Source organism: Bdellovibrionales bacterium (assembly GCA_018266295.1).
In the GTDB taxonomy this organism is placed as follows: domain Bacteria; phylum Bdellovibrionota; class Bdellovibrionia; order Bdellovibrionales; family Bdellovibrionaceae; genus JACMRP01.
Genome location: JAFEAQ010000022.1, coordinates 57658 through 76794, shown reverse-complemented (window position 1 = coordinate 76794; position 19137 = coordinate 57658). Strand labels below are relative to the sequence as shown.

The window sequence follows — 19137 nt, the reverse complement described above, 5'->3', positions numbered from 1 at the left end:
GAGCCAGCAATGTCTTTCAATCCGGAACTTTGGACAGAAATCAAAGAATTCAAATTCAACGATATCACTTATCATCGCGCCAAAGATCAGGGCACGGTTCGCATTGCTTTTAATCGTCCCGAAGTGCGCAACGCCTTCCGTCCACAAACGGTGGATGAGCTTTATACGGCTCTAGAACACGCACGTGTGACTCCGGATGTGGGGGTGGTGATTATCACCGGTAACGGTCCTTCGCCGAAAGACGGCGGCTGGGCGTTTTGCTCCGGTGGTGATCAGCGCATCCGCGGTAAAGACGGGTACAAGTACGAAAATTCTGACAGTTCGGCGATGAATAAGATGGACCTAGCGCGCCTTGGCCGCTTGCACATTTTGGAAGTTCAGCGCCTGATCCGCTTTATGCCGAAAGTTGTGATGGCCGTTGTCCCAGGCTGGGCTGTGGGTGGCGGTCACTCATTGCACGTGGTTTGTGATTTGACTTTGGCGAGCAAAGAGCACGCGGTCTTTAAGCAAACCGATCCCGACGTTGCAAGCTTTGACAGTGGTTACGGCTCCGCATACCTCGCCCGCATGGTCGGTCAAAAGCGCGCGAGAGAGATCTTCTTCTTGGGTGCGAACTATACAGCTCAAGAGGCTTTCGATATGGGTATGGTGAACGCCGTAGTGCCACACGCCGAGCTAGAGAAGGTGGCTTTGGAATGGGCTCGCGAAATGAACTCGAAGAGCCCGACAGCGATGCGCATGTTGAAGTACGGCTTTAACATGATCGACGACGGTCTCGTGGGTCAGCAGCTCTTTGCCGGTGAGGCCACTCGTTTGGCTTACGGAACTGAAGAAGCAAAAGAGGGCCGCGACTCCTTCCTCGAGAAACGCCCGAAAGATTTCTCGAAGTTTCCTTGGCAGTACTAGGGCGTGGAGAGCATGTCAGTCTTAGCGTGAGGTAACGGCACCCTCTGAATAAGGTCAACCTATAAGTTTACCTTAATCTGAGGGAAGTAGTATAACTACTTATTCCGTCACTTCCGTAGGGGCTTCCATATCGTTTAGCTCATGGTAGTTAATCACATTTCTAAAATCTCTTCCCCATGAAAGAATTCTCGTAAAAGGGGCCACCGGACACCACAGAAAAAAACTCTCCGCAAAATCTGAGAAGGGCTGGTTTCTCGGGAGGCTTTCCAGGGCTATATAAAGTAGCGGTTTATTTAGTGGATCGAAGGCAAGAACTAGACTTTGTATTCCAATATCTTCCAATAACTCGGCGGAGTTCGCGACATCGAAAACTTATTCTGAATTCACTAAACATTGCACTTATGCAGTACGCAATTCAAATATAAGGAGATTTTCGATGCAACATTCCGGCACGACTCATCATGATAGATCTAAAAAATTTAAAGCCCCTCTTCATGGTGGGAAGGGGATTCCTGGCTACACCTACGGCACTAAAGAAGTTGCGAGAAGCCCCGTGTCCCTGAAAGAGTTTGAGCTTCTAAAAAACACCATCCTTTGGACCGATGAGGATGAAAAGTACATTCGCATGTCCCGCGAAGTGCTTGAAGACCAGACCGATGACATCCTCGATGTCTGGTATAGCTTCATAAAAGTAGAGCCACAGCTTGCGATCTATTTCAGCTACAAAAACGATCATCGTCTCAATAAAGACTATATGGACGCCGTTCGCCTACGTTTCAAACAATGGATCCTAGATACCGCCGATGCCAACTATGATCAAAAGTGGTTGAATTATCAGCATGAAATTGCATTGAGACATCTGACGAAAAAAAATCAAACCGATAATGTGGACTCGGTGGAAAAAATCCACTTCCGCTATATTCTCGCGCTGGCTTATCCTCTGACAGCGACACTAAAGCCGTTCCTAGCAAAAAAGCACACCCATGATGCCGAAGATGTCGAGTGTATGTATCAAGCCTGGATCAAGTCGGTGCTGTTACAAGTTTGTCTATGGAGTCAACCGTACGTTAAAGAAGGGGATTATTGATATGAAAGCCTTCGTGTTGGATAAAGCCGGCGATCGTGAGAATCTGCATATTGAAAACGTCCCCATGCCCGAGCCGAAATCCGGCGAGGTGCGAGTGCGAATTCATTCTGTGGGGCTGAATCCCGTGGACTATAAAGCCGCGGATTGGGGGCACGTCGCCTGGATTTATCCACACACGCTCGGAGCTGACGGTGCAGGAGTTGTGGATAAAGTCGGCTCGGATGTCAAAGACTTCAGAGTCGGCGACCGCGTGTATGGGCTTTTTGATATTGCTCGCCCAGGAAGTTTTGCCGAGTACGCAGTGACTTCAGCAAGTGCTCTGGCGCTGATGCCAGCAAAGAGCTCATTTGAAGAGGCTGCGGCGGTGCCAGTCGCGGGCTGGACAGCTTATCAAGTTTTTAACCGCAAACTGAATTTGCGGGAAGGTCAGAAAGTACTAATCCATGCAGGCTCAGGGGGCGTCGGCAGTTTTGCCATCCAATTTGCGCGACGCCAGGGCCTTCGTGTCATCACCACGTGCTCAAAAGATAATTTTTCATTCGTACGCGATTTGGGGGCCGAGTTTGTGATCGATTACCGCGATGAAAATGTCTTTGAGAAAGTCATGGATTACACCGATGGGCGAGGAGTGAGTCTCGTGCTCGATACCTTAGGCGGCCCGAGCATTAATGAAAATTTCAAACTGCTGGGATTCGGTGGGCACTTTGTAGGCCTCGTTGATGTGCCGGATATCTCGAACATACCGATGTTTGAAAAGGCGCTGTCTGTGCAAATGGTCTTTTTAGCCGGTGCTTTTACTTTGGGATCCAACGACGACAAAAAAGATCTCGGTATCATCGGCGCTGAAATTTCGAAACTGATTGAAGACAAGAAAATATTCTCAACACTCACCGAGATCTTGCCGTTTGAAAATATACCGCTTGGCTTAGAACGGCTAGCGACTCATAGAGTGCGAGGTAAGCTCGTCGCTAAGGTCGCGGATTTTATGTGATTATTTGACTCATCTTGACAAAGTCGCTGGCGGTCCCATTGTTTATGGACCTGGAGGCCCCGTGGACTCGTTTGCAGCGCAATCATCATCTTCTGTTTTGCGAGAGACTCTTCTTAGCCGAAAACCAAATCCATTAGCACCCGTTGCCATGGCGATGGCGACTCTTGTCGTTGTCCTTTTAAGTATCGCAGCTTGGACAGACTTCGCAGGAGCTGAAGAGTGGATGCGTGCCAGCCGCGACGCTGTTTTCAGCAAGCACCAGTACTGGAAAGCCTGGACGACACTTTTCGTTCATGGCGATGGCAAACACCTTCTCAGTAATTCATTTCTATTTTTTATCTTAGGCACATTTTTAACGGGTTACTTTGGAATCACACGCGTGCTTTTGTCCGCGTTGATTTTTGGCGGTCTTACTAATCTGTATGTTCTGCAAGGGATGCCGGCGGAGGTTCACCTCATCGGTCTTTCCGGAGTCGTGTTCTGGATGGGCGGGGCGTGGTTGATTTTGTACTTTATGATTGATCGCAAGCGCACACTGATGCACAGATTTTTACGAGCCATGGGTGTGGGTTTGTTGCTTTTTATGCCGGCCGAAGCTTTTGATGCCTCAATTAGTTATGAGAGTCACTTCGTGGGCTTTATTTTAGGCATCATCGCAGGGCTTTTGTATTTTTACTTTAACAAAAAGTCCCTGCGTGAAGCTGAGATCTATGAAGCCGCACCGATCGAAGACGAAAGTGCGGCGGTCTTTTAGGCGGAACTAATTACTGTCTTTCAAGAACGGCTACTTGCTTGCGCAAACGCTGACCTTCAGAAGTCAACTTTGTGCGCTTAGCACGCAGGCTGTCCTTCTTTTTCTTTTCAAGAGCGATCGAACGTTTCATTTGCTCAATGCGGTTTTTCAATTTCGCATTGTCTTTTTCGATTTCACGAAGACCATTCATTGTTTCAGCCGTCTTTTGCTTAGCTTGAGACAATTGCTGTTCGGTCAACTCTACTTTTGCTTTTACTTGCGAGTGGCTATGCTCAGCCTTTTTCTTCGCATTGTTCGCCTGAGCTAAACGGCTTTGAGCATCGGCTTTTTGCGTTTGCTTCAACTGAAGGCGCTTTGTCGCGAGTTCTGCGTTCAAACGAGCGCGGTCTGCCTCTTTTGTCAAACTACGTTGCTGGCGCTCGAGATCTTTGATCTCGCTGTTCAGCTTATTGATTTCGTTTACAGTTTGCTTTTCAGCGGCTTGATATTCTTCGTTATCAAGAGCAACAACTTCAGACTCAAGGTGCAAAGTCGCTTTTTGTTGGTTCATAGAGTTCATTGTGTTGTTCAGCTCAGTAGAAAGAGCAGGATCGCTCTCAGTACTCCATGCGTTTAAGCTCACAAGAACTACAGTGGCTGCAAGTGTCGATTTAAGTAGATTCATTCCCATAGATCCTCCCAAGGGTATTTTTATCAACACCCGGAATATAGCAATCCCAGTACCAAACCTGAGAGCCCCTTGAGTGCGAGTACAGGGAATCGGCCATGAAGTTTCTTCCCAAAAGTGACTAGATTCGCGACAACTCGGGTGCTATGCTTTTGCCTATGACTATGACCGTTTTTTATAGCGTTTTATTCGTTTTGGGCCTCGTTTTTATCTTCTTCCGGCCGCTCGCCAAGCTATTCCGCATTCAACCTTACTGGGAAATCGGGGCGGGGGCTTTGTTTACCATCATGTTCGCTTTTCATTTAACCTCTATTTTCGTGATGGAACCTGCCATGGAAGAAGAGCTGGCTAAAAGACCCTGCGGAGAGAGCAGCCCTCAGGGACGTTGCTACACGCTTGAAAAATCACTTTGCGAAACGGCTTGGCAGGGCGCCGAGGTTCAATGTAAGACGGAGCTCGCGCAATTCATCAAGGAGCATCCCTCGGGCTTGATTGGGCCGGCACTGAACCGCTGCCGGGCGCGCAAGATGGACCAGGTTTTAAAGTTCAACCGGACTAATACAGAGTCTGATTACTGCCGGGCCTACTTCGAGGTTATTCAAGGAAAGTAGTCTTAGAGATGGATTCACTGGAAAAGGCATTTACTGAAAACCTCGAACAAGCATTCAATATTTCCAGCCTGAATTCCGACGCTCAGAAGTATCTTCAAGAGCTTTCGAGCCAACAAAAGAGCGATTTCACGCCAACCGATGGCTATTTCAGCAACGAGACCAAAGAGCATTTGGCCCGCGAAGGGGCCGGTCGATTGGGGCGGGCCCTTGCCGCACGAAGTGGGGCTGTGAACTTATCGGAGATTCAGGAAGAGTGGCAGAAGATCGTCAGAGACTTTCATCAGGCCCGATACTGGGGACAATCCACGCAGAGGCAGAAACCACCAAAGATTTTGACCGAAGATCAAAAGCGCACGCGTGAGCTCTTTCCTTATATCTGGGCTGCGTTTCAAGCGTTGATCGTTATGAAGCTCGTCATTTCGTATTTTGGTCTTGAGTCCGCAGACAGTGATGAAACGCCATGGCTATTGTATCTCGCAATTGCTTTTTCATTTTGCAGTCTTGTGTTCTTTGCGTGGCGTAAGCATAAAAAAGGCGAGTGATGTTTCTCTTTATCTATATTCTTGTGGGCCTCATTCTGGGGCCGAGTCTGCTCAAAATAGAATTGCCTGAAGTTATTTTCAGTATTGCTTCCTTGGGTTTCTTATTTATTGCCGGCCTGGAATTAAATATTTCACGCTTGCAGGAAGATTTGAAGGCCTCGGTGAAAATTGCTCTCGGAGCATTTGCTTTGCCGTTTGTGGTGGGCTTTGCTTATGCGATGAGTGGGCTTGGCCGGGACGCTGAAGGAGCCGTGGTTATTGCGGTGGCACTGGCGATTTCGGCTTTGCCGGTCGTTGTACAAATCTTGAAAGACCTGAAGATGTACGAGACCCGTTTAGGCCATACGATTATTGCTGCAGCAACGATCTGTGATATTACGGCGTGGCTGATTTTCAGTTGCTTACTTCCGGCGGGGGATCGGGACCGTTGGTTCATGAGTCATTTGCCGGTGCTGTTCTTTTTTATCGGCCTCGTGTTTGCGCCATGGCTCAGTCGCAAAGAAAAAGTTTTACGCGGCTTCATGGTTAGCAGTAAATATTTTTTTGCGCCGATCTTTTTTATTGGCGTGGGTATGAAGATTCACTTGCAGGAAAATTTTGACCTGCTTCAGTGTTTGACTATTTTATTACTTGCGGTGGTTGCAAAAATGATCGGCGTCTACGCCAGTGCACGCTGGGTTTCAATTGCAAAATCAGAAGCTAAAATTATCGCGATGGTGCTTAATGCCCGTGGCGCGATGGAAATTCTGTTCTGCGCAATGGCCTTAAAGTTAGGACTCATTGACGGTCATCTGTTTACAAGTCTGACAGTCATGGCCGTCGTCAGTTCTTTAATGGCGGCACCGTTGGTAAAATTGAGTAAAAGACGCTCGTAGAGAAACCACGAAATTCTTATGATCTCATTTTCTAGATAATACGTCTTGGTACCTGTCACTTGTCAGCGCTTGGTCACTTGTTTTCATTCAGCGCCAGAGAGAAAATAGTCTTCAGGGGGCCCTATGCCTCGAACAAATATCTGGATCATCCTTATCGTGATCGCGTCCATGTTAGGAGTTTGGTATTTTGGTTCTTTCCATCAGGCAGTGCGGACGCAGGCCTCAGCTCTTGCGGCGGTGGCTCCGCCTGTGGTGGAAGAAACACTGCCCGCAACAGCAGCGGCTCCTCCACCGATGAAGTCAACTCCAGCACGCAGTGAAATTCGCCGGACCCAGTTAAAGAGCGAGCTTGAGAATTTACAAGCAGAACTTATGCGCAAGTCCCAGGCGCTGGAAAATCAAAAACAAACCCTGGATCAGTTGCAGCGTCAGCAGTCCCAAATGGTGGGCGCTTCGACCTATCGTTCGCAAATGGACTCACGTGACTTGGCAATTCAAAATCTTTTGGATGATCTGGATCGCTATCATCGCGCCGAAGACCAGATTAACCAGTCGGCGGCCTTGGCGTTGAAAGACCAGGATAGCCAGACTGCTCTGGCGCGGACCCAGGTCGACACCAATGTGCAAGCGCTCGAACAGGATATCCGCAACACACAGAACAATTTAAATTACTGGAAGACCAACCCCGCAAGCCAAGAAGTGCAGAACCAGCCCGCCGAGGTGGCGAGATTGCAGACCCTGTTGAATGAGCAAAAAGCCCGTCTGGAAGAGCTCCGTGCAGAGCGGGTGAATGTGTCTGCGGCAGCTCTGAACAATACCCAGGCCATCCAGTCCCTGGCAGAGCAGGCGAAAGCGGAGCTTCGGGAGGGGGCTGCAAATACTCAAGATCAGATCTATTCTTTGCGTAGCGAGATTGATCGCCTTCAACAGGGGCAGGCCGCCGAACAAAGCCGCCTTCAAGGGGTGACGGGGCAGATCTCAAAGGCGGAGCGTGAGATTGAAAATCAGACTGTGGAAGTTCGCCGTTTGCAAGACGCCATTCAGGCCAAACAAAATGAAATTCAGGCGCAGTAACCAGACCTCGGCCTTATTTGTAAAAACGGGTCTCGCCGCCGAACAGGCGCCGGGATAATATGAAGAGTATATGAAAATGACTCCTCAGCTCCGCAATCTTCTTGCCGTCTATAAAACAACTCTGAACTCTGAAGAATTCGAAAGTTTTGAACGTGAAGTGAATCGCTTGCTGAATCACTATCATGATCTGCTGGCGAGTTATCGCCCGGGAGCTGAACGTGCGACTGTCACGCACGAACTTATCGAAGAACAAATTTCTCTGAATTCACATATCAAGACGACTTGTCAAAAAGGCTGCGGCGCTTGCTGCCACCTCGAAGTGGAAATTAGCGAAGACGATGCCGATCGTTTGGCACAATCTATCTTGCAGCAGGGAATCGTCATTGATGAAGAGCGCTTGCAAGCTCAGGCGACACGTCAGCGTCTTGATTCTCAGTGGGCAGAAGGGGCTATCCAATCGAATCGTTGCGTGCTTCTTGGCGACGACAATGCCTGCCGCAATTACGAGAATCGCCCGGCGGTTTGCCGTAAGCATTCTGTGGTCACCCCGGTGTCTGAATGTGAGACACTCGGAGGCAATCCTGTCCCACGTTTGATCCCGCTGAATGAAATCATCATTAGCTCGGCGATAAGCCAAGAGGGAAATCAGTTCGGCGCACTCCCTAAGATGCTGGCTGCAGCTTTGACACGTTTACGAGATGTGCAAAAGATCCACAACTTGGATTTCAAGGATGGAGCGGAATCGAATATAAGCCCTCGCGAGGCCGACCCAAGCTCTGAAAAGGCCCCATAAAGCCTCTGAATTCTCACATTGTTACGACGAAGTCTTTTTCGGCCCTCATATTATTGGACGCATTCACCAACTTAGCGCGACCAGATTCGTTCTGGGCTCCCAAATGTGGTACCACGGAACTTGCATAGTTTAAATGTAAGCTAGGTGGGGGAAATAATATGAAAATCAACTTTGGTAAAATAGCACTCGGGGTGACGTTTTTCTCGTTGGTTCTCGTTTTCCAAAACTGTTCCAATGCTAAGTTCACAACAGATGTTGATGCCAATGCATTAAATGCTGTGACTGGCGATCCTAACGGAGGCGACGATGCTTCGTGCCGTCCGACGACGGTCAGTTCAAGCAAAATCGTGAAAGTCCTTTTCATCGTGGATACTTCAGGTTCCAACGCTGGCGAGGGTGGCGCGGTTGCGACAGACCCACAAAAGAAATGGCGTTCAGCGACTCTCAATAATTTCATCAGCGCTTATCAAAGCCGCAGTAACTTTTATTTTGGTATGATTTCTTTCCAAGGCACTTCTGCAAAAGCTCAAATTAAAGTGGGCAATAATGGTGTATTCTCTCAAGACATGTCTGTCGTGAATGCTGGTTATAACAGCTTCATGAATACGGCCGACAGCGGTAATACTCCTTACAAAGCCGCTTTGAGCATGGCAAAAAGTATCATCAGTGCAGACCTTGCTGCCAATGCGGCTCAAAAAGCGGCTTATGCCGTTGTGATGGTGTCTGACGGTCAAGCGACAGATTATAAGAGCCCGGATGATGTGATTCCGGATGCTTCTTCGATCCGTGCGTTGGCTCCAGGCCAAGTCAGCCTCAACACGGTTTATTACTACTCTCAAGCTTTCGTTGAGTCACAAACAAAGTACTTGAGAAACATCTCTTCGATCGGTGGCGGCCAGTTCTTGACTGCAAACTCAAGCCAAACACTGAAGATCGATGACGTGATCCAAGTGCCTGGCGTGAGCTGCCAATAATCCACACGGCAATGCCATTCTAACGATTCACAGTACTCATATCTGGATAGCGATTTCCTGAAACCGGAGGTAACTCTTTGTTCAGGAAATCGAGATCTTTCTGGCTGAGCTGAAGCTCGGCCGCTTTTGCATTCTCTTCTAAACGACTGCGAGACTTCGTCCCAGGGATTGGAACGATGTCTTCACCTTGTGCCATCACCCAGGCCAGGGCCACTTGTGCCGCCGTTGCTTTCTTTTCATGCGCAATATCTTCTACGCGCAAGACGAGCTCCATATTGTTGGTGAAGTTCTGTCCTTGGAAACGGGGATTGTTGCGGCGGTAGTCGCCTTCTGGGATGTCTGCCGGCGTTTTAAAACGTCCCGTCAAGAAACCGCGGCCGAGTGGGCTGTACGGCACAAAACCAATTCCCAGCTCGCGCACGGTTTTAAGAATCTCGGCCTCTGGATCGCGAGTCCACAGCGAATACTCGGACTGCAGAGCGCTGATCGGGTGGATCTTGTGAGCACGGCGGATGGTTTCTGGAGCGGCCTCCGAAAGCCCCAGATAGCGAACCTTGCCTTCTTTCACGAGGTCCGCCATGGCCTGCACGGTTTCTTCAATCGGTGTGTTCAGATCCACGCGGTGTTGATAGTACAAATCGATGTGATCAACACCAAGGCGCTTCAGCGAGGCTTCACAGCATTTTTTCACGTAGTCAGGTTTGCCATTGATACCAAGAAACTGACCGTCTTCCGAACGGACATTCCCAAACTTGGTTGCGACCACGAACTTGTCGCGCTGGCCTTTGATGGCTTTTCCAACCAGCACTTCATTGGTAAAAGGGCCGTACATGTCAGCCGTATCGAGGAAGTTAATGCCAAGATCGAGGGCGTGATGGATGGTTTCAATAGATTCTTTTTCATCGCGGCCGGCATAGAAATCCGACATGCCCATGCAGCCTAATCCCATGCGTGAGACTTTTAAACCTTGGTTGCCAAGTTTGACTTGTTTCATAGCTGACCCCTTCGTGCAAAAGCTTTAACCCTATTAATACCACCGTCAGGAAAGGCCGTAAGTTTTATTTGTGTGACTTTTGTCATGGGGGAAAGATCCATCGCAAATTTATTCGCAGCATAGGCTTTCACATTGGTGCGTGGAACAAGTGAAAGCCAAGCGCCGTTGGCGAGGCCCTCGACTGAAACTTCTAACGGATTGTTATTCACAAAGTATGTAAAATCGAGTTCTAAACGGTGAATGGCTGCAGGCTTTGCTAGTTCAATGACAACTTCCTCACAGTGTCCTTTGTCACGGCTGCGAGCGGACTCCATCCCGTCAAACATATGAAGCGGTGGATAGGGCGAAATCACCTGAGCTGCCGGTCCATAGTGCTCATTTGTTGCTTTTACTATTTTTGCACCGTAAGCAAGACTCGCAACATCGACTTCGTCACCGGCGGCTTGCCAGTTTGCTGCGAGCTCCTTGCCGTTGGCATCGTACTTTGGCGCCAGAGAACGCTGAGTTTTTGGAATTTCGTCAGCGAAGACTTCGCTCTTTGCCAACTCTGGTGAAACGTACTTGGATTTTTCTGTTTCCGGCAAAGACTCGTCATAAAGCCCGAGGCGTGAAATACCGCCGTCTGGGTAGAGAGACATTTTGATCTGACTGAATTTCGTGGCTCCCGTCGAAGTTTTCATTCGCTTAAGAGCGTGGCCTTCAAGAGCCGTCTTTGGAATGATTTCCTGCCACGTGTTTGTGGCGCTATTCAAACCCTCAAGTTTTGTGAACTGGGCCTGATTGCCAAGATGGTACTTGGTGGAAACAGCGACGTAGTGAATGGCCGAAGGTTTTTTAAGTTCAAAGATCAATTCATCACAAGGCTTTTGATTGTGACGGACGGTTTCCCAGCTATCCATGATCTTGCCCTGGCGGCCAAAGAGTTTTGGGTCAAACAACGGCAGATGATCCGACAGCAGATTCGCTGCGCGGGCAAAGCCTTGATTGGTGGTTTCGAGAACTTTGCCACCCACTGCAAGATTGTATTTCGCCAGGGGATCAAGAGGTCCTTTTTCGATGATTTCTTCCGGTAAATCGGATTCAAAGGCATCGAAAATCAAATCACGGTAGCCGATGTTAACGATCTGCTCTTGCGGAATTTCAGAGCTCACGAAGGTTTTCTTAAAGCGGCTGTAATCAATGCCCGCCATATTAAACTCTTTCAGAAGAGCTTGTGCGACTTCAGAAATGAAAAGCACACCGTTGAGTTCGGCATTACAAAGAATCGTAAAGCCTTGGCCTTTGGCGGGGCCGTCGTAGCAATGAGCAAACAAGCAACGATAGCCGTCGTTCGCCCCCTGATGGATCGCAAGACGATTGGGGCCGGCTTCAGCGGTGAAAATACCAAGTCCCATTTTGGTGCCCATAAACTTACGGCAGCCTTTGTCCGTCCCAAATAGCATTTGTATCGCCGTATCATGCGAGATTGGCCCAAAACCCTTCACACTATGAAATGCCTTGGTGAGCGCGGTCAGGAAAACTTCCATCGAGTGGGCGGTCCCCATGGCGCCAGCAGCAAAAGCCGGGAAGAGCTTACGGCCGCCTGGGATTGCAACTCCCGCCACATCATAAGCCGTTGCGTATTGCACGCCCGGTAGATCTTTTTGTTCAAACGAAAAATCGGTCAGTCCCAGCTGATCCAAGAAGGGACGGGTGAGGTCCTGAATGCGTTTTCCTTCAAGCACCTCAATGAGATGCTCTAGCACTAAGAAACCTGCGCCCGAGTATTGAAACTTCGTGCCGGGTTCATTCAGTACTCCGGCGGAGCTCTCGATGAGCTCTTTTAAGTTCTGCATCGGTTCGTTTGCCGGAGTGCCGATCACATAGTGCATATTGAGCGCCGCATGACTCATCAAATGAGCCAGCGTGACTTTGTCAGCCCACTCGGGATGTTGCGCATTGAGGGATTTTAGCCTAAAGCCTGACGGACTTTTTGCAAAGACTTCATTCACTGGAGTCGCGAGCGGAATGCCTTTCTGGTGGAAGTATTCAATGGCGTAACAGCTGCCGATGGTTTTACTTAGTGATGCGACTTCAAACCAGGTCTCGGTGGTTGCGTGGCCGAAAGCAAGATTTTGTAAAAGGCCTTCGCCGGTAGAGATTGAAATCTGAGCCGCATCCACTTTGTGGCGAGCGAGAGCTTCGGTTATGAACTCTTGCAGATGATTCATGGGATGAGCGGCGAGGCGTTTTTTGGTGATTTCCCAAAGGGCCGTGCGCGCATTGTCCATTTCAACCGCCGGTGAGTTGTTCATTCTTGCCAGAAGTGCCGCGAGAAGTTCCTTACCGGATTTTCCCTGGGCTGAGATTAAAAACTTCATGCCGAACTTTTCGCGATAGGCTTTGCCTTGAGCGAGCAGCTCTTCTTGGATTTTTTGATCCTCTTGATGAACGAGGGCTTGTTCTTTCGAAGCCATGGCATCGAGGGTTTTCTTAGCTTCTCCAATATCGCCATGGAAGCTTGCAGCTTCTAGGATTTGAGCCATATCAAACTGGCGAATGACTTTTTCAGCTTGCGCAAGGTCCACCGTCAGGTTCTTTGCCATCTCGGTTGCAAAAGCTAGGCTGCCGCACATCGAGAAGTAATAATTAAAGCGCGTAACATAAGGTTTGATCGCGTATTTCGCTGGATCAATTTTCGTGATGGCTTGCCAAGGGTCCTGGGAGTTGCGGATGGAGTCTAAAGTGAATGGCAAAAGCAATTCTGAAGCAAACTCCACCGGTTGCGGGTTTGTCATTAAGTGAATCATCAGATTCATTGCAACCGGGTACCATTTTTCTGTGCGCTCATTCCACTTCACTTGAACGATCTTTTTTCCATTTGAAAGATCTTTACGAATAAAATGCAGTTCTTCGTGCGCAATTTTTAAGAAGTTTTCGATAGTGAAGCGGCCATGGTGAAGCTCATGCCAGACTTCCCAGCGAGAGCGCTCGGCCGTTGCAAGGTCATCCATCACGCGGGCGGGGATGCCTTCGATCTGGGTTGGCAGGGCCACGCAGCCATTCCCAGAAAGCCAGTCGGTCAGATACTGCAGCGATTGAAAGACGTTGTAACGGATTTCATCCGGATGATTGTTCGCAATATAAGTCGACTCCTTGATGTCGGCCACAATCAGCGAGCGGGCATAGAGAGGATCCGTGATATCAAGGCCTTGGATGTCATTCCCGAAAGTAAAATCTAAGATCTCTTTGTGGTACTTTGGATCGAGCAAGGATTTAATCATCGTCTCGAGTTTGCTGGAATCGCCCGAAGCATGGAATTTCCAAGCTTCAATCAAGGCAAGACCTAAGCGCACAAAATCGGGATGGGCGACCCAGAAGCCCGAGAGGTGACGTTTCATCTGGGTGACGACGTCTTTGATGAAGCCCTTCATAGTGATTTGGAAAGAAGGATTCGCAAGGTCCGTGTCCACAGGAAGAATGCCGTACATGCCGCCGATCTTAATCCCGCCACGCGGGCCAACGACATTGGCAAGCAGATCATGCGAGCCTTTAATATATTTAATCACGATATTCGGATCAGCCTTCACCGGAATGCGGTAGTTCGCGTCCTCTTTAAAGAGTCGTGCGGTGGACCCCAAGTAATCATGCCAGCCGAGAGAAGCGCCGGCAAAGTAAGGGTAAAGCTCATCCATGATTTCGTTCACGCGGAAAACCGCCCGCGGATTTTCAAGCACGATCAGTAAGCGAACCGTCCCAACCTTATAAGCCGGGTGAAGCTTCGCGATCATTTTCTCTGCAGTCTCAATCATGACGCGGATGTAGCGAGCTTCTTCTTCGTTTTCCAGTTTCGGCACGTAGAACGCCAAGGCTTCAGGATTTTGCCAGTGCTCAAAGAGGTGCAAAGCAAAATCATACATATGCAAAGGCAGGGGATTACTTTTGTAATACAAGAACAAACAAGGCAGTGCTAAACCTGGGAAGCGTTTGATCGGCAGTGAAAGATGATCTTTTTCGAGTTTGTATTCCTTCTGTGATTTTGGGTCGACGAAGTGGAGGTTTTTATTAAAGCATCCCGTGAGGTTTTCGCCGGCTGAAATCAAATCACGGCGAAGGGGAGTTTTAGAGTCTTCGTCGTCGGCACCCCATTTAGCTTCACTCGTGTGAGTTTTTAAAAGCTCAGCCACCACCGCAGGCTCATCTTTGAGCTTACGATGGTAAGCATTCATGGCATTGATCGAAAGCTTGGCATCGTCAGGAGGACCGAACAAAGTCACATGATTGCCCTGCAAGAATTTTGGAATCTCAGCAACGGGCTTTCCGCCGCCGGGCTTGCAGTAAAAATCATTCTTAGGACCCATGACGATACGGCCGCCGGCATCTTCTTGGCCGAGGATCGTATGATAGCGTTGATCGAGAAAATCAATGCCTAACGATTTGTTCAGTTCAAAGCAGGCTTTGGTGCGTTCATCGATAAACTTGCGATCGACAATTCGTTGCTCAAGGACTTTTTGCAGTTCTGGTTTTACCGCATCATAAAGCTCACACAAAAACTTTAAGGACTCGGGTGTTTCAAGTCCCCCCATGCTGCCGACTTGCTGCAATTCCGGATTGCCGGGAACAGGCTTTAACTCCGGTTTCAAATAATTCAAAAGATTTTCAGAGGCATAGTCCAGGTAATAGGGGATTTCTCGTTTAGACATGATGGTGAGCGCCTTAACTTCCGCGATAGGTGGAATAACCAAAGGGATTTAACAAAAGAGGCACATGATATTTGCGACCGGTGTCGGAGATTTTAAAAATCACCGGTGTATTCATAAAGAAGCTCTCGCGGCCGGATTTTTTAAAATACTCTTCGATATCAAAAACAATCTGATATGTGCCGGCGACTTTTTCGCAGTCAAAAACAAAACGGCCGTCGGAGTTCGTAACGCCTTTGCCAACGTCTTTCCATGCATCGCCGTCTTTTTTCTGCAGGCGAACTGAAACGTCCGCCGCAGGATTGCCGATGCTGGTGTCGAGAATGTGAGTGCTGATCATGGCTAGTCCTTCTTCTTAAATTCAAATTCTTCTTTGGTCGTGTCATTGGCTTTGACATCAATTTCTTTGGTCTGAGTGCCAAAGACTTCATGCCATGCTTCGAGAGTGTAATGACCTGGCGGCAGATCTTTAATTGCGAACTCGCCATTCTCATTAGTCACACTGTAGAATGGATTATCCATGACGGCGACGTAAGCATTCATCCATGGATGCACACTGCACTTGGTTTGCACGAACATCTCTGGCTTCTGAAAGACTTTGGTGAAGCGATCATTTTTGTTCGGCATCGCGATGTTGAACACTTCGTTGCTATTTGTAATAGAACGGACGTTGTGGAAAAGAGCATCGCTATTGATGAACTCCACTTTCTGGCCTACGCGAGCAGCAGCTACGCGCGGTTCGTACTGGCAACCGACTTGGTCGACGATGACCGGTTCTGCTGGCACGTCGGTAAACGTTTTGCCTTCAAGACCTTTTACGACACGGACAAGAACGTTTTTGAGTTTACCGTTTTTAATCAGGATCTCATTGGAATAAGCATCGCCATTGTAATGAGATGCGCAGGCAAATGGCAGAAGGAGTTTCTCGGTCTGAGGAGCATCGCCGTCAAACTCGACAACGCCTTTGACAAGACCCATGCCTTCAGCAGATGTCGTTGCCACCGCCGCCTGAGCTGCCGGAGCATCGTGATGAGATTCCTGAGCTACGGCCGTGTTCCCAGTGTTCTCGCGGGTAAAGATCACAACGCCAAGAATCAGGCAGATGCCAATTGCGCCAAAAGTTTTTGAGCGCGTCGGGTTCTTGAGGCGCACAACAAAGAATTCGCGAATCGCGGCGCCGGCGGCACTGATCAAAAGTAAAATGAGCCAGTTCCACTGATTGCCGTAGGTTTGCGAAAAGTGATTGCTGAGCATCAAGAAAATCACCGGCAGAGTGAAGTAAGTATTGTGCGTTGAACGGTTCTTCGCGTTCTTACCCCAGTCTTGGTTGACTGGCTCGCCTTTTTTCGCGGCTTCAACCATTTTCACTTGGCGTGGAATGATTCTTAGAAAAACGTTTGCTGTCATCCACGTTCCCAGCATCGCGCCGATGTGAATGTAAGCCGCACGGCCGCTGAGTGTATGACAAAGGAAGTACGCCATGCCTGCAAGCCACAGGATGGTCAAAATGTGACCAATCATAGGTTTGTGTTTTGTGAGTTTTGACTCCCACAGGAAATCATAGAAAAACCAAGAAACTAAAATCGAACCGACACCAATGCCGACAGCTTGCCAGTATGTAACTCCTGAAACGCTGCTATCGAGCAAGAACGTGCCGCTACCTGTATAGAAAATCGCAATCAGCAAAAAGATCCCGCTCATCCATGTCCAATAAGATTCCCATTTAAACCAGTGAAGCTCCTCTGGAACTTTAGTAGGGCCCATCAAAAGTTTTTCAACATGATAAAAGCCACCACCGTGAACCATCCACAGATCACCGACGTGACCGGCATTTTTGGAATTCGGGTTGGGAGTGAAAGTACGGTCCAGCCACATAAAGAAAATCGATGTGCCAATCCACGTGACACCCACAACGATATGCAACCAACGAGCTAATAAGAGGATCCATTCAAAATATTCTTGATTCATAGGCGAAAATTAGAGCATTTAGTCTGTCAAAAACCAACTTATTTCAGTTGACGAGAGCGTCAGGAATCCCTGTTCCGAACCCACTGCATTTCGCGTCGAACTTGCGGATCTCTAAACAGCTCCTGAGCAACCCGCGCAAGAGCCGCTGGCTGGATATTCTGGAAGCGCCGAGAGGAAGATCTACGTCGATATGTTTTGAGTGCTTTGGGCAGAATTTGTTGCCAAATCAGTGACGAAAACGTCTTTTTTTGGCGGGGCCTTATAAAATAGATGAGCTCGCAGTCCAAAGCCTTTGCGACCTCTTGCAGGCGCCTTAGCGTTATAACTCCGGTGGCTTCATTGGTCTCGAGTTTCTTGAGCCCAGCCTTGGAAATCTCGAGAATCTGGGCGATCTGCTCCAATCCTAGGTGTTGAGCCTCGCGGCAGTATTTCAGCCACCCCTCTTTAGGGATTGATGGGGTGATGAAGCCTAGGGCTTCCGGTGGTAAATGTTCTTGGATGTCTTCCATGGCGAGGAGTTCCCGCCAAATATATTCGGCCTTATTCAATTCCGTTTTCATAGTGCGAACCCTAAAGGTCTCCCCAGATAAGGGTCAACTTATAGGTTTACTTTATGGCGGTCTTCCGAAAGGCGAACTAAAAGACCTTCATGTCGGATTTATCGGCCAACCTCAAAATCATAGATGAGGCCGGCAAGAGGATGATTGCCGAAGGCGTGAAAGGCAAGTCCATGCCAGAGCTGTCGCGGGCCCCTCTGATTATGGTCAACTTATAGGTTTACAATAATCAGAGGGGGACAGAGGGCTTTGAGGATCCACTGATTGAGGGGGGGAGCTATTGGCTGACGATGTTTTTCATATCCGTGGAAATCCGGTATGCAAATCTGCAAAAATGGAGCGAAAACCTTCGTCTGGGTCGGGGGGGGCGATAAAGTGGATGGATGAAATTCTTGTTTGTAACCCGCTGGTCGTCATTGCATGCCTTAGCCACTCAAATCCTGAAAGAGGGGCACGAAGTGAAGTACGCCGTGCTCTCAAAACCTGAGAAGGAAATCGGCGACGGTTTTGTGGAAAAAGTTGAAAACTGGGAAGAGTACAAAACCTGGGCCGACACCATCATCTTTGATGACTCTGATTTCGGCGAAATCTGTGAACGGCTGCGCAAAGAAGGCTGTAAGGTCGTCGGTGGCACGCGCTATTCAGATCGCCTTGAGTTTGACCGCGAGTTCGGAACGGAAGAGATGAAAGCCGCGGGGCTCACGACGATTCCGTCATGGGAGTTCACCGATTTTGACAGCGCCATCCACTTTGTCAGAACCACTCCGGGCCGTTATGTGGTGAAGCCGAGCGGTAAAGCTCAGAATGACAAAGTGCTCTCGTATGTCGGGCAGGAAGAAGACGGCAAAGACGTCATCACGATTCTTGAACGCTATCGCAAGGGCTGGGGCAAAAAAATTCGCCGCTTTCAGATTCAAAAATTCGTCTCGGGCGTCGAAGTGGCGATCGGAGCGTTTTACAACGGCAAGAAATTTATTCTGCCGGCACTGGTCAATTTCGAGCACAAGAAAATGATGAATAACGATATTGGCCCCTCCACCGGAGAGATGGGAACCAGTGGTTTCTGGGCACGTGATACAAAACTCTTTAAGGAAACTCTCGGCAAGATGGAATCTCGTATCGGCAATTACGTTGGTTATTTTGATATCAACTGCATCGTGAATAACCGTGGCATTTATCCACTCGAGTTCACTCCGCGCTTTGGTTATCCAACGCTGAATCTGCAGCTGGAAGGCATTTTGTCGAAATGGGGCGAGTTCATGTATGCGCTTGCCGCGGGACTTGATTTTCAGCTTCGCACGAAAAAAGGCCTGCAGGTCGCGGTGGTCGTGGCCGTGCCGCCGTTTCCGTTTTCCGACTATGACACCTTTAAAAAGTTCTCAGAAGATGCGCCGGTGGTCTTTAAGCGACCGACCAATGAAGGCGTCTATCCGTGTGAGATCAAGCTGGTCGACGGCGAGTGGCTGCTCACTGGAACCTCAGGATATTCGATGGTGGTCACGGGAGCCGGATCGACCATGGATGATGCCCGTCGCGAGGCCTATTCCCGGGTCAAGAACATCCAGGTGCCGAATATGTTCTATCGGACCGATATCGGCGAGCGCTGGCACCGCGATAGTGATCTGCTGCAGACCTGGGGGATGCTGACCTAGGCCCTTTTCTGTC

17 protein-coding genes are annotated in these 19137 nt (G+C 49.0%); 11 read left to right on the top strand and 6 right to left on the bottom strand.

Going from position 1 to position 19137, the window contains the following annotated elements; genetic code table 11:
* Positions 1–9: 9 nt before the first annotated feature.
* The 4 genes from JSU04_19850 (at position 10) to JSU04_19835 (ending at position 3738) form a co-directional block, all read left to right on the top strand.
* On the top strand, positions 10–906 hold the full coding sequence (locus JSU04_19850; protein ID MBS1972571.1) for a 1,4-dihydroxy-2-naphthoyl-CoA synthase: 897 nt from the start codon (positions 10–12) through the stop codon (positions 904–906).
* Positions 907–1342: 436 nt separating this feature from the next.
* Positions 1343–1993, top strand: coding sequence for a hypothetical protein (locus JSU04_19845; GenBank protein MBS1972570.1), 651 nt, complete (start codon positions 1343–1345; stop codon positions 1991–1993).
* Position 1994: 1 nt separating this feature from the next.
* Positions 1995–2984 carry a zinc-binding dehydrogenase gene (locus JSU04_19840; GenBank protein MBS1972569.1) on the top strand — a complete coding sequence of 330 codons (990 nt, stop codon included), beginning with the start codon at positions 1995–1997 and terminating at the stop codon, positions 2982–2984.
* Between the two features lie 61 nt (positions 2985–3045).
* Positions 3046–3738: a rhomboid family intramembrane serine protease gene (locus JSU04_19835; GenBank protein ID MBS1972568.1), complete on the top strand. Its 693-nt coding sequence runs from the start codon at positions 3046–3048 to the stop codon at positions 3736–3738.
* 10 nt (positions 3739–3748) lie between these two features.
* Here JSU04_19835 and JSU04_19830 read toward each other — a convergent pair whose 3' ends face one another.
* Entirely contained in the window at positions 3749–4408 is a 660-nt protein-coding gene (locus JSU04_19830; protein MBS1972567.1) for a hypothetical protein, read from the bottom strand.
* Positions 4409–4563: 155 nt separating this feature from the next.
* Here JSU04_19830 and JSU04_19825 point away from each other — a divergent pair, with 155 nt between their 5' ends.
* The 6 genes from JSU04_19825 (at position 4564) to JSU04_19800 (ending at position 9274) form a co-directional block, all read left to right on the top strand.
* A complete protein-coding gene (locus JSU04_19825) occupies positions 4564–5016 on the top strand; it encodes a hypothetical protein (protein MBS1972566.1) in 453 nt (150 codons plus the stop codon).
* Between the two features lie 8 nt (positions 5017–5024).
* The gene (locus tag JSU04_19820) at positions 5025–5558 is read left to right on the top strand and encodes a hypothetical protein (protein MBS1972565.1); all 534 of its coding nucleotides are present in this window, start codon (positions 5025–5027) and stop codon (positions 5556–5558) included.
* Entirely contained in the window at positions 5558–6433 is an 876-nt protein-coding gene (locus tag JSU04_19815) for a cation:proton antiporter (GenBank protein ID MBS1972564.1), read from the top strand. The genes JSU04_19820 and JSU04_19815 overlap by 1 nt, the downstream gene beginning before the upstream one ends.
* Positions 6434–6556: 123 nt before the next feature.
* Positions 6557–7507, top strand: coding sequence for a hypothetical protein (locus JSU04_19810; protein MBS1972563.1), 951 nt, complete (start codon positions 6557–6559; stop codon positions 7505–7507).
* Positions 7508–7577: 70 nt separating this feature from the next.
* Positions 7578–8300: a YkgJ family cysteine cluster protein gene (locus JSU04_19805; GenBank protein ID MBS1972562.1), complete on the top strand. Its 723-nt coding sequence runs from the start codon at positions 7578–7580 to the stop codon at positions 8298–8300.
* A 158-nt stretch (positions 8301–8458) separates the two neighbouring features.
* Positions 8459–9274 (top strand): hypothetical protein, encoded by an 816-nt coding sequence (locus tag JSU04_19800; GenBank protein MBS1972561.1) that lies wholly within the window; start codon positions 8459–8461, stop codon positions 9272–9274.
* Between the two features lie 19 nt (positions 9275–9293).
* Here the strand turns inward: JSU04_19800 and JSU04_19795 are convergent, their stop codons facing one another.
* The 5 genes from JSU04_19795 to JSU04_19775 are packed head-to-tail and all read right to left on the bottom strand — an operon-like array spanning position 9294 to position 17475.
* Positions 9294–10268, bottom strand: a complete 975-nt coding sequence (locus tag JSU04_19795) for an aldo/keto reductase (protein ID MBS1972560.1) — start codon at positions 10266–10268, stop codon at positions 9294–9296.
* Positions 10265–14950, bottom strand: coding sequence for a serine hydrolase (locus tag JSU04_19790; protein ID MBS1972559.1), 4686 nt, complete (start codon positions 14948–14950; stop codon positions 10265–10267). Before JSU04_19790 ends, JSU04_19795 begins: the two co-directional genes overlap by 4 nt.
* Before the next feature lie 13 nt (positions 14951–14963).
* Positions 14964–15287, bottom strand: coding sequence for a hydroxyisourate hydrolase (uraH, locus tag JSU04_19785; GenBank protein MBS1972558.1), 324 nt, complete (start codon positions 15285–15287; stop codon positions 14964–14966).
* Positions 15288–15289: 2 nt separating this feature from the next.
* A complete protein-coding gene (locus JSU04_19780) occupies positions 15290–16915 on the bottom strand; it encodes a urate hydroxylase PuuD (protein MBS1972557.1) in 1626 nt (541 codons plus the stop codon).
* 59 nt (positions 16916–16974) lie between these two features.
* Positions 16975–17475, bottom strand: coding sequence for a helix-turn-helix domain-containing protein (locus tag JSU04_19775; protein MBS1972556.1), 501 nt, complete (start codon positions 17473–17475; stop codon positions 16975–16977).
* 380 nt (positions 17476–17855) lie between these two features.
* Here JSU04_19775 and JSU04_19770 point away from each other — a divergent pair, with 380 nt between their 5' ends.
* The gene (locus JSU04_19770; GenBank protein MBS1972555.1) at positions 17856–19124 is read left to right on the top strand and encodes a hypothetical protein; all 1269 of its coding nucleotides are present in this window, start codon (positions 17856–17858) and stop codon (positions 19122–19124) included.
* The last annotated feature ends 13 nt before the right edge of the window (positions 19125–19137 follow it).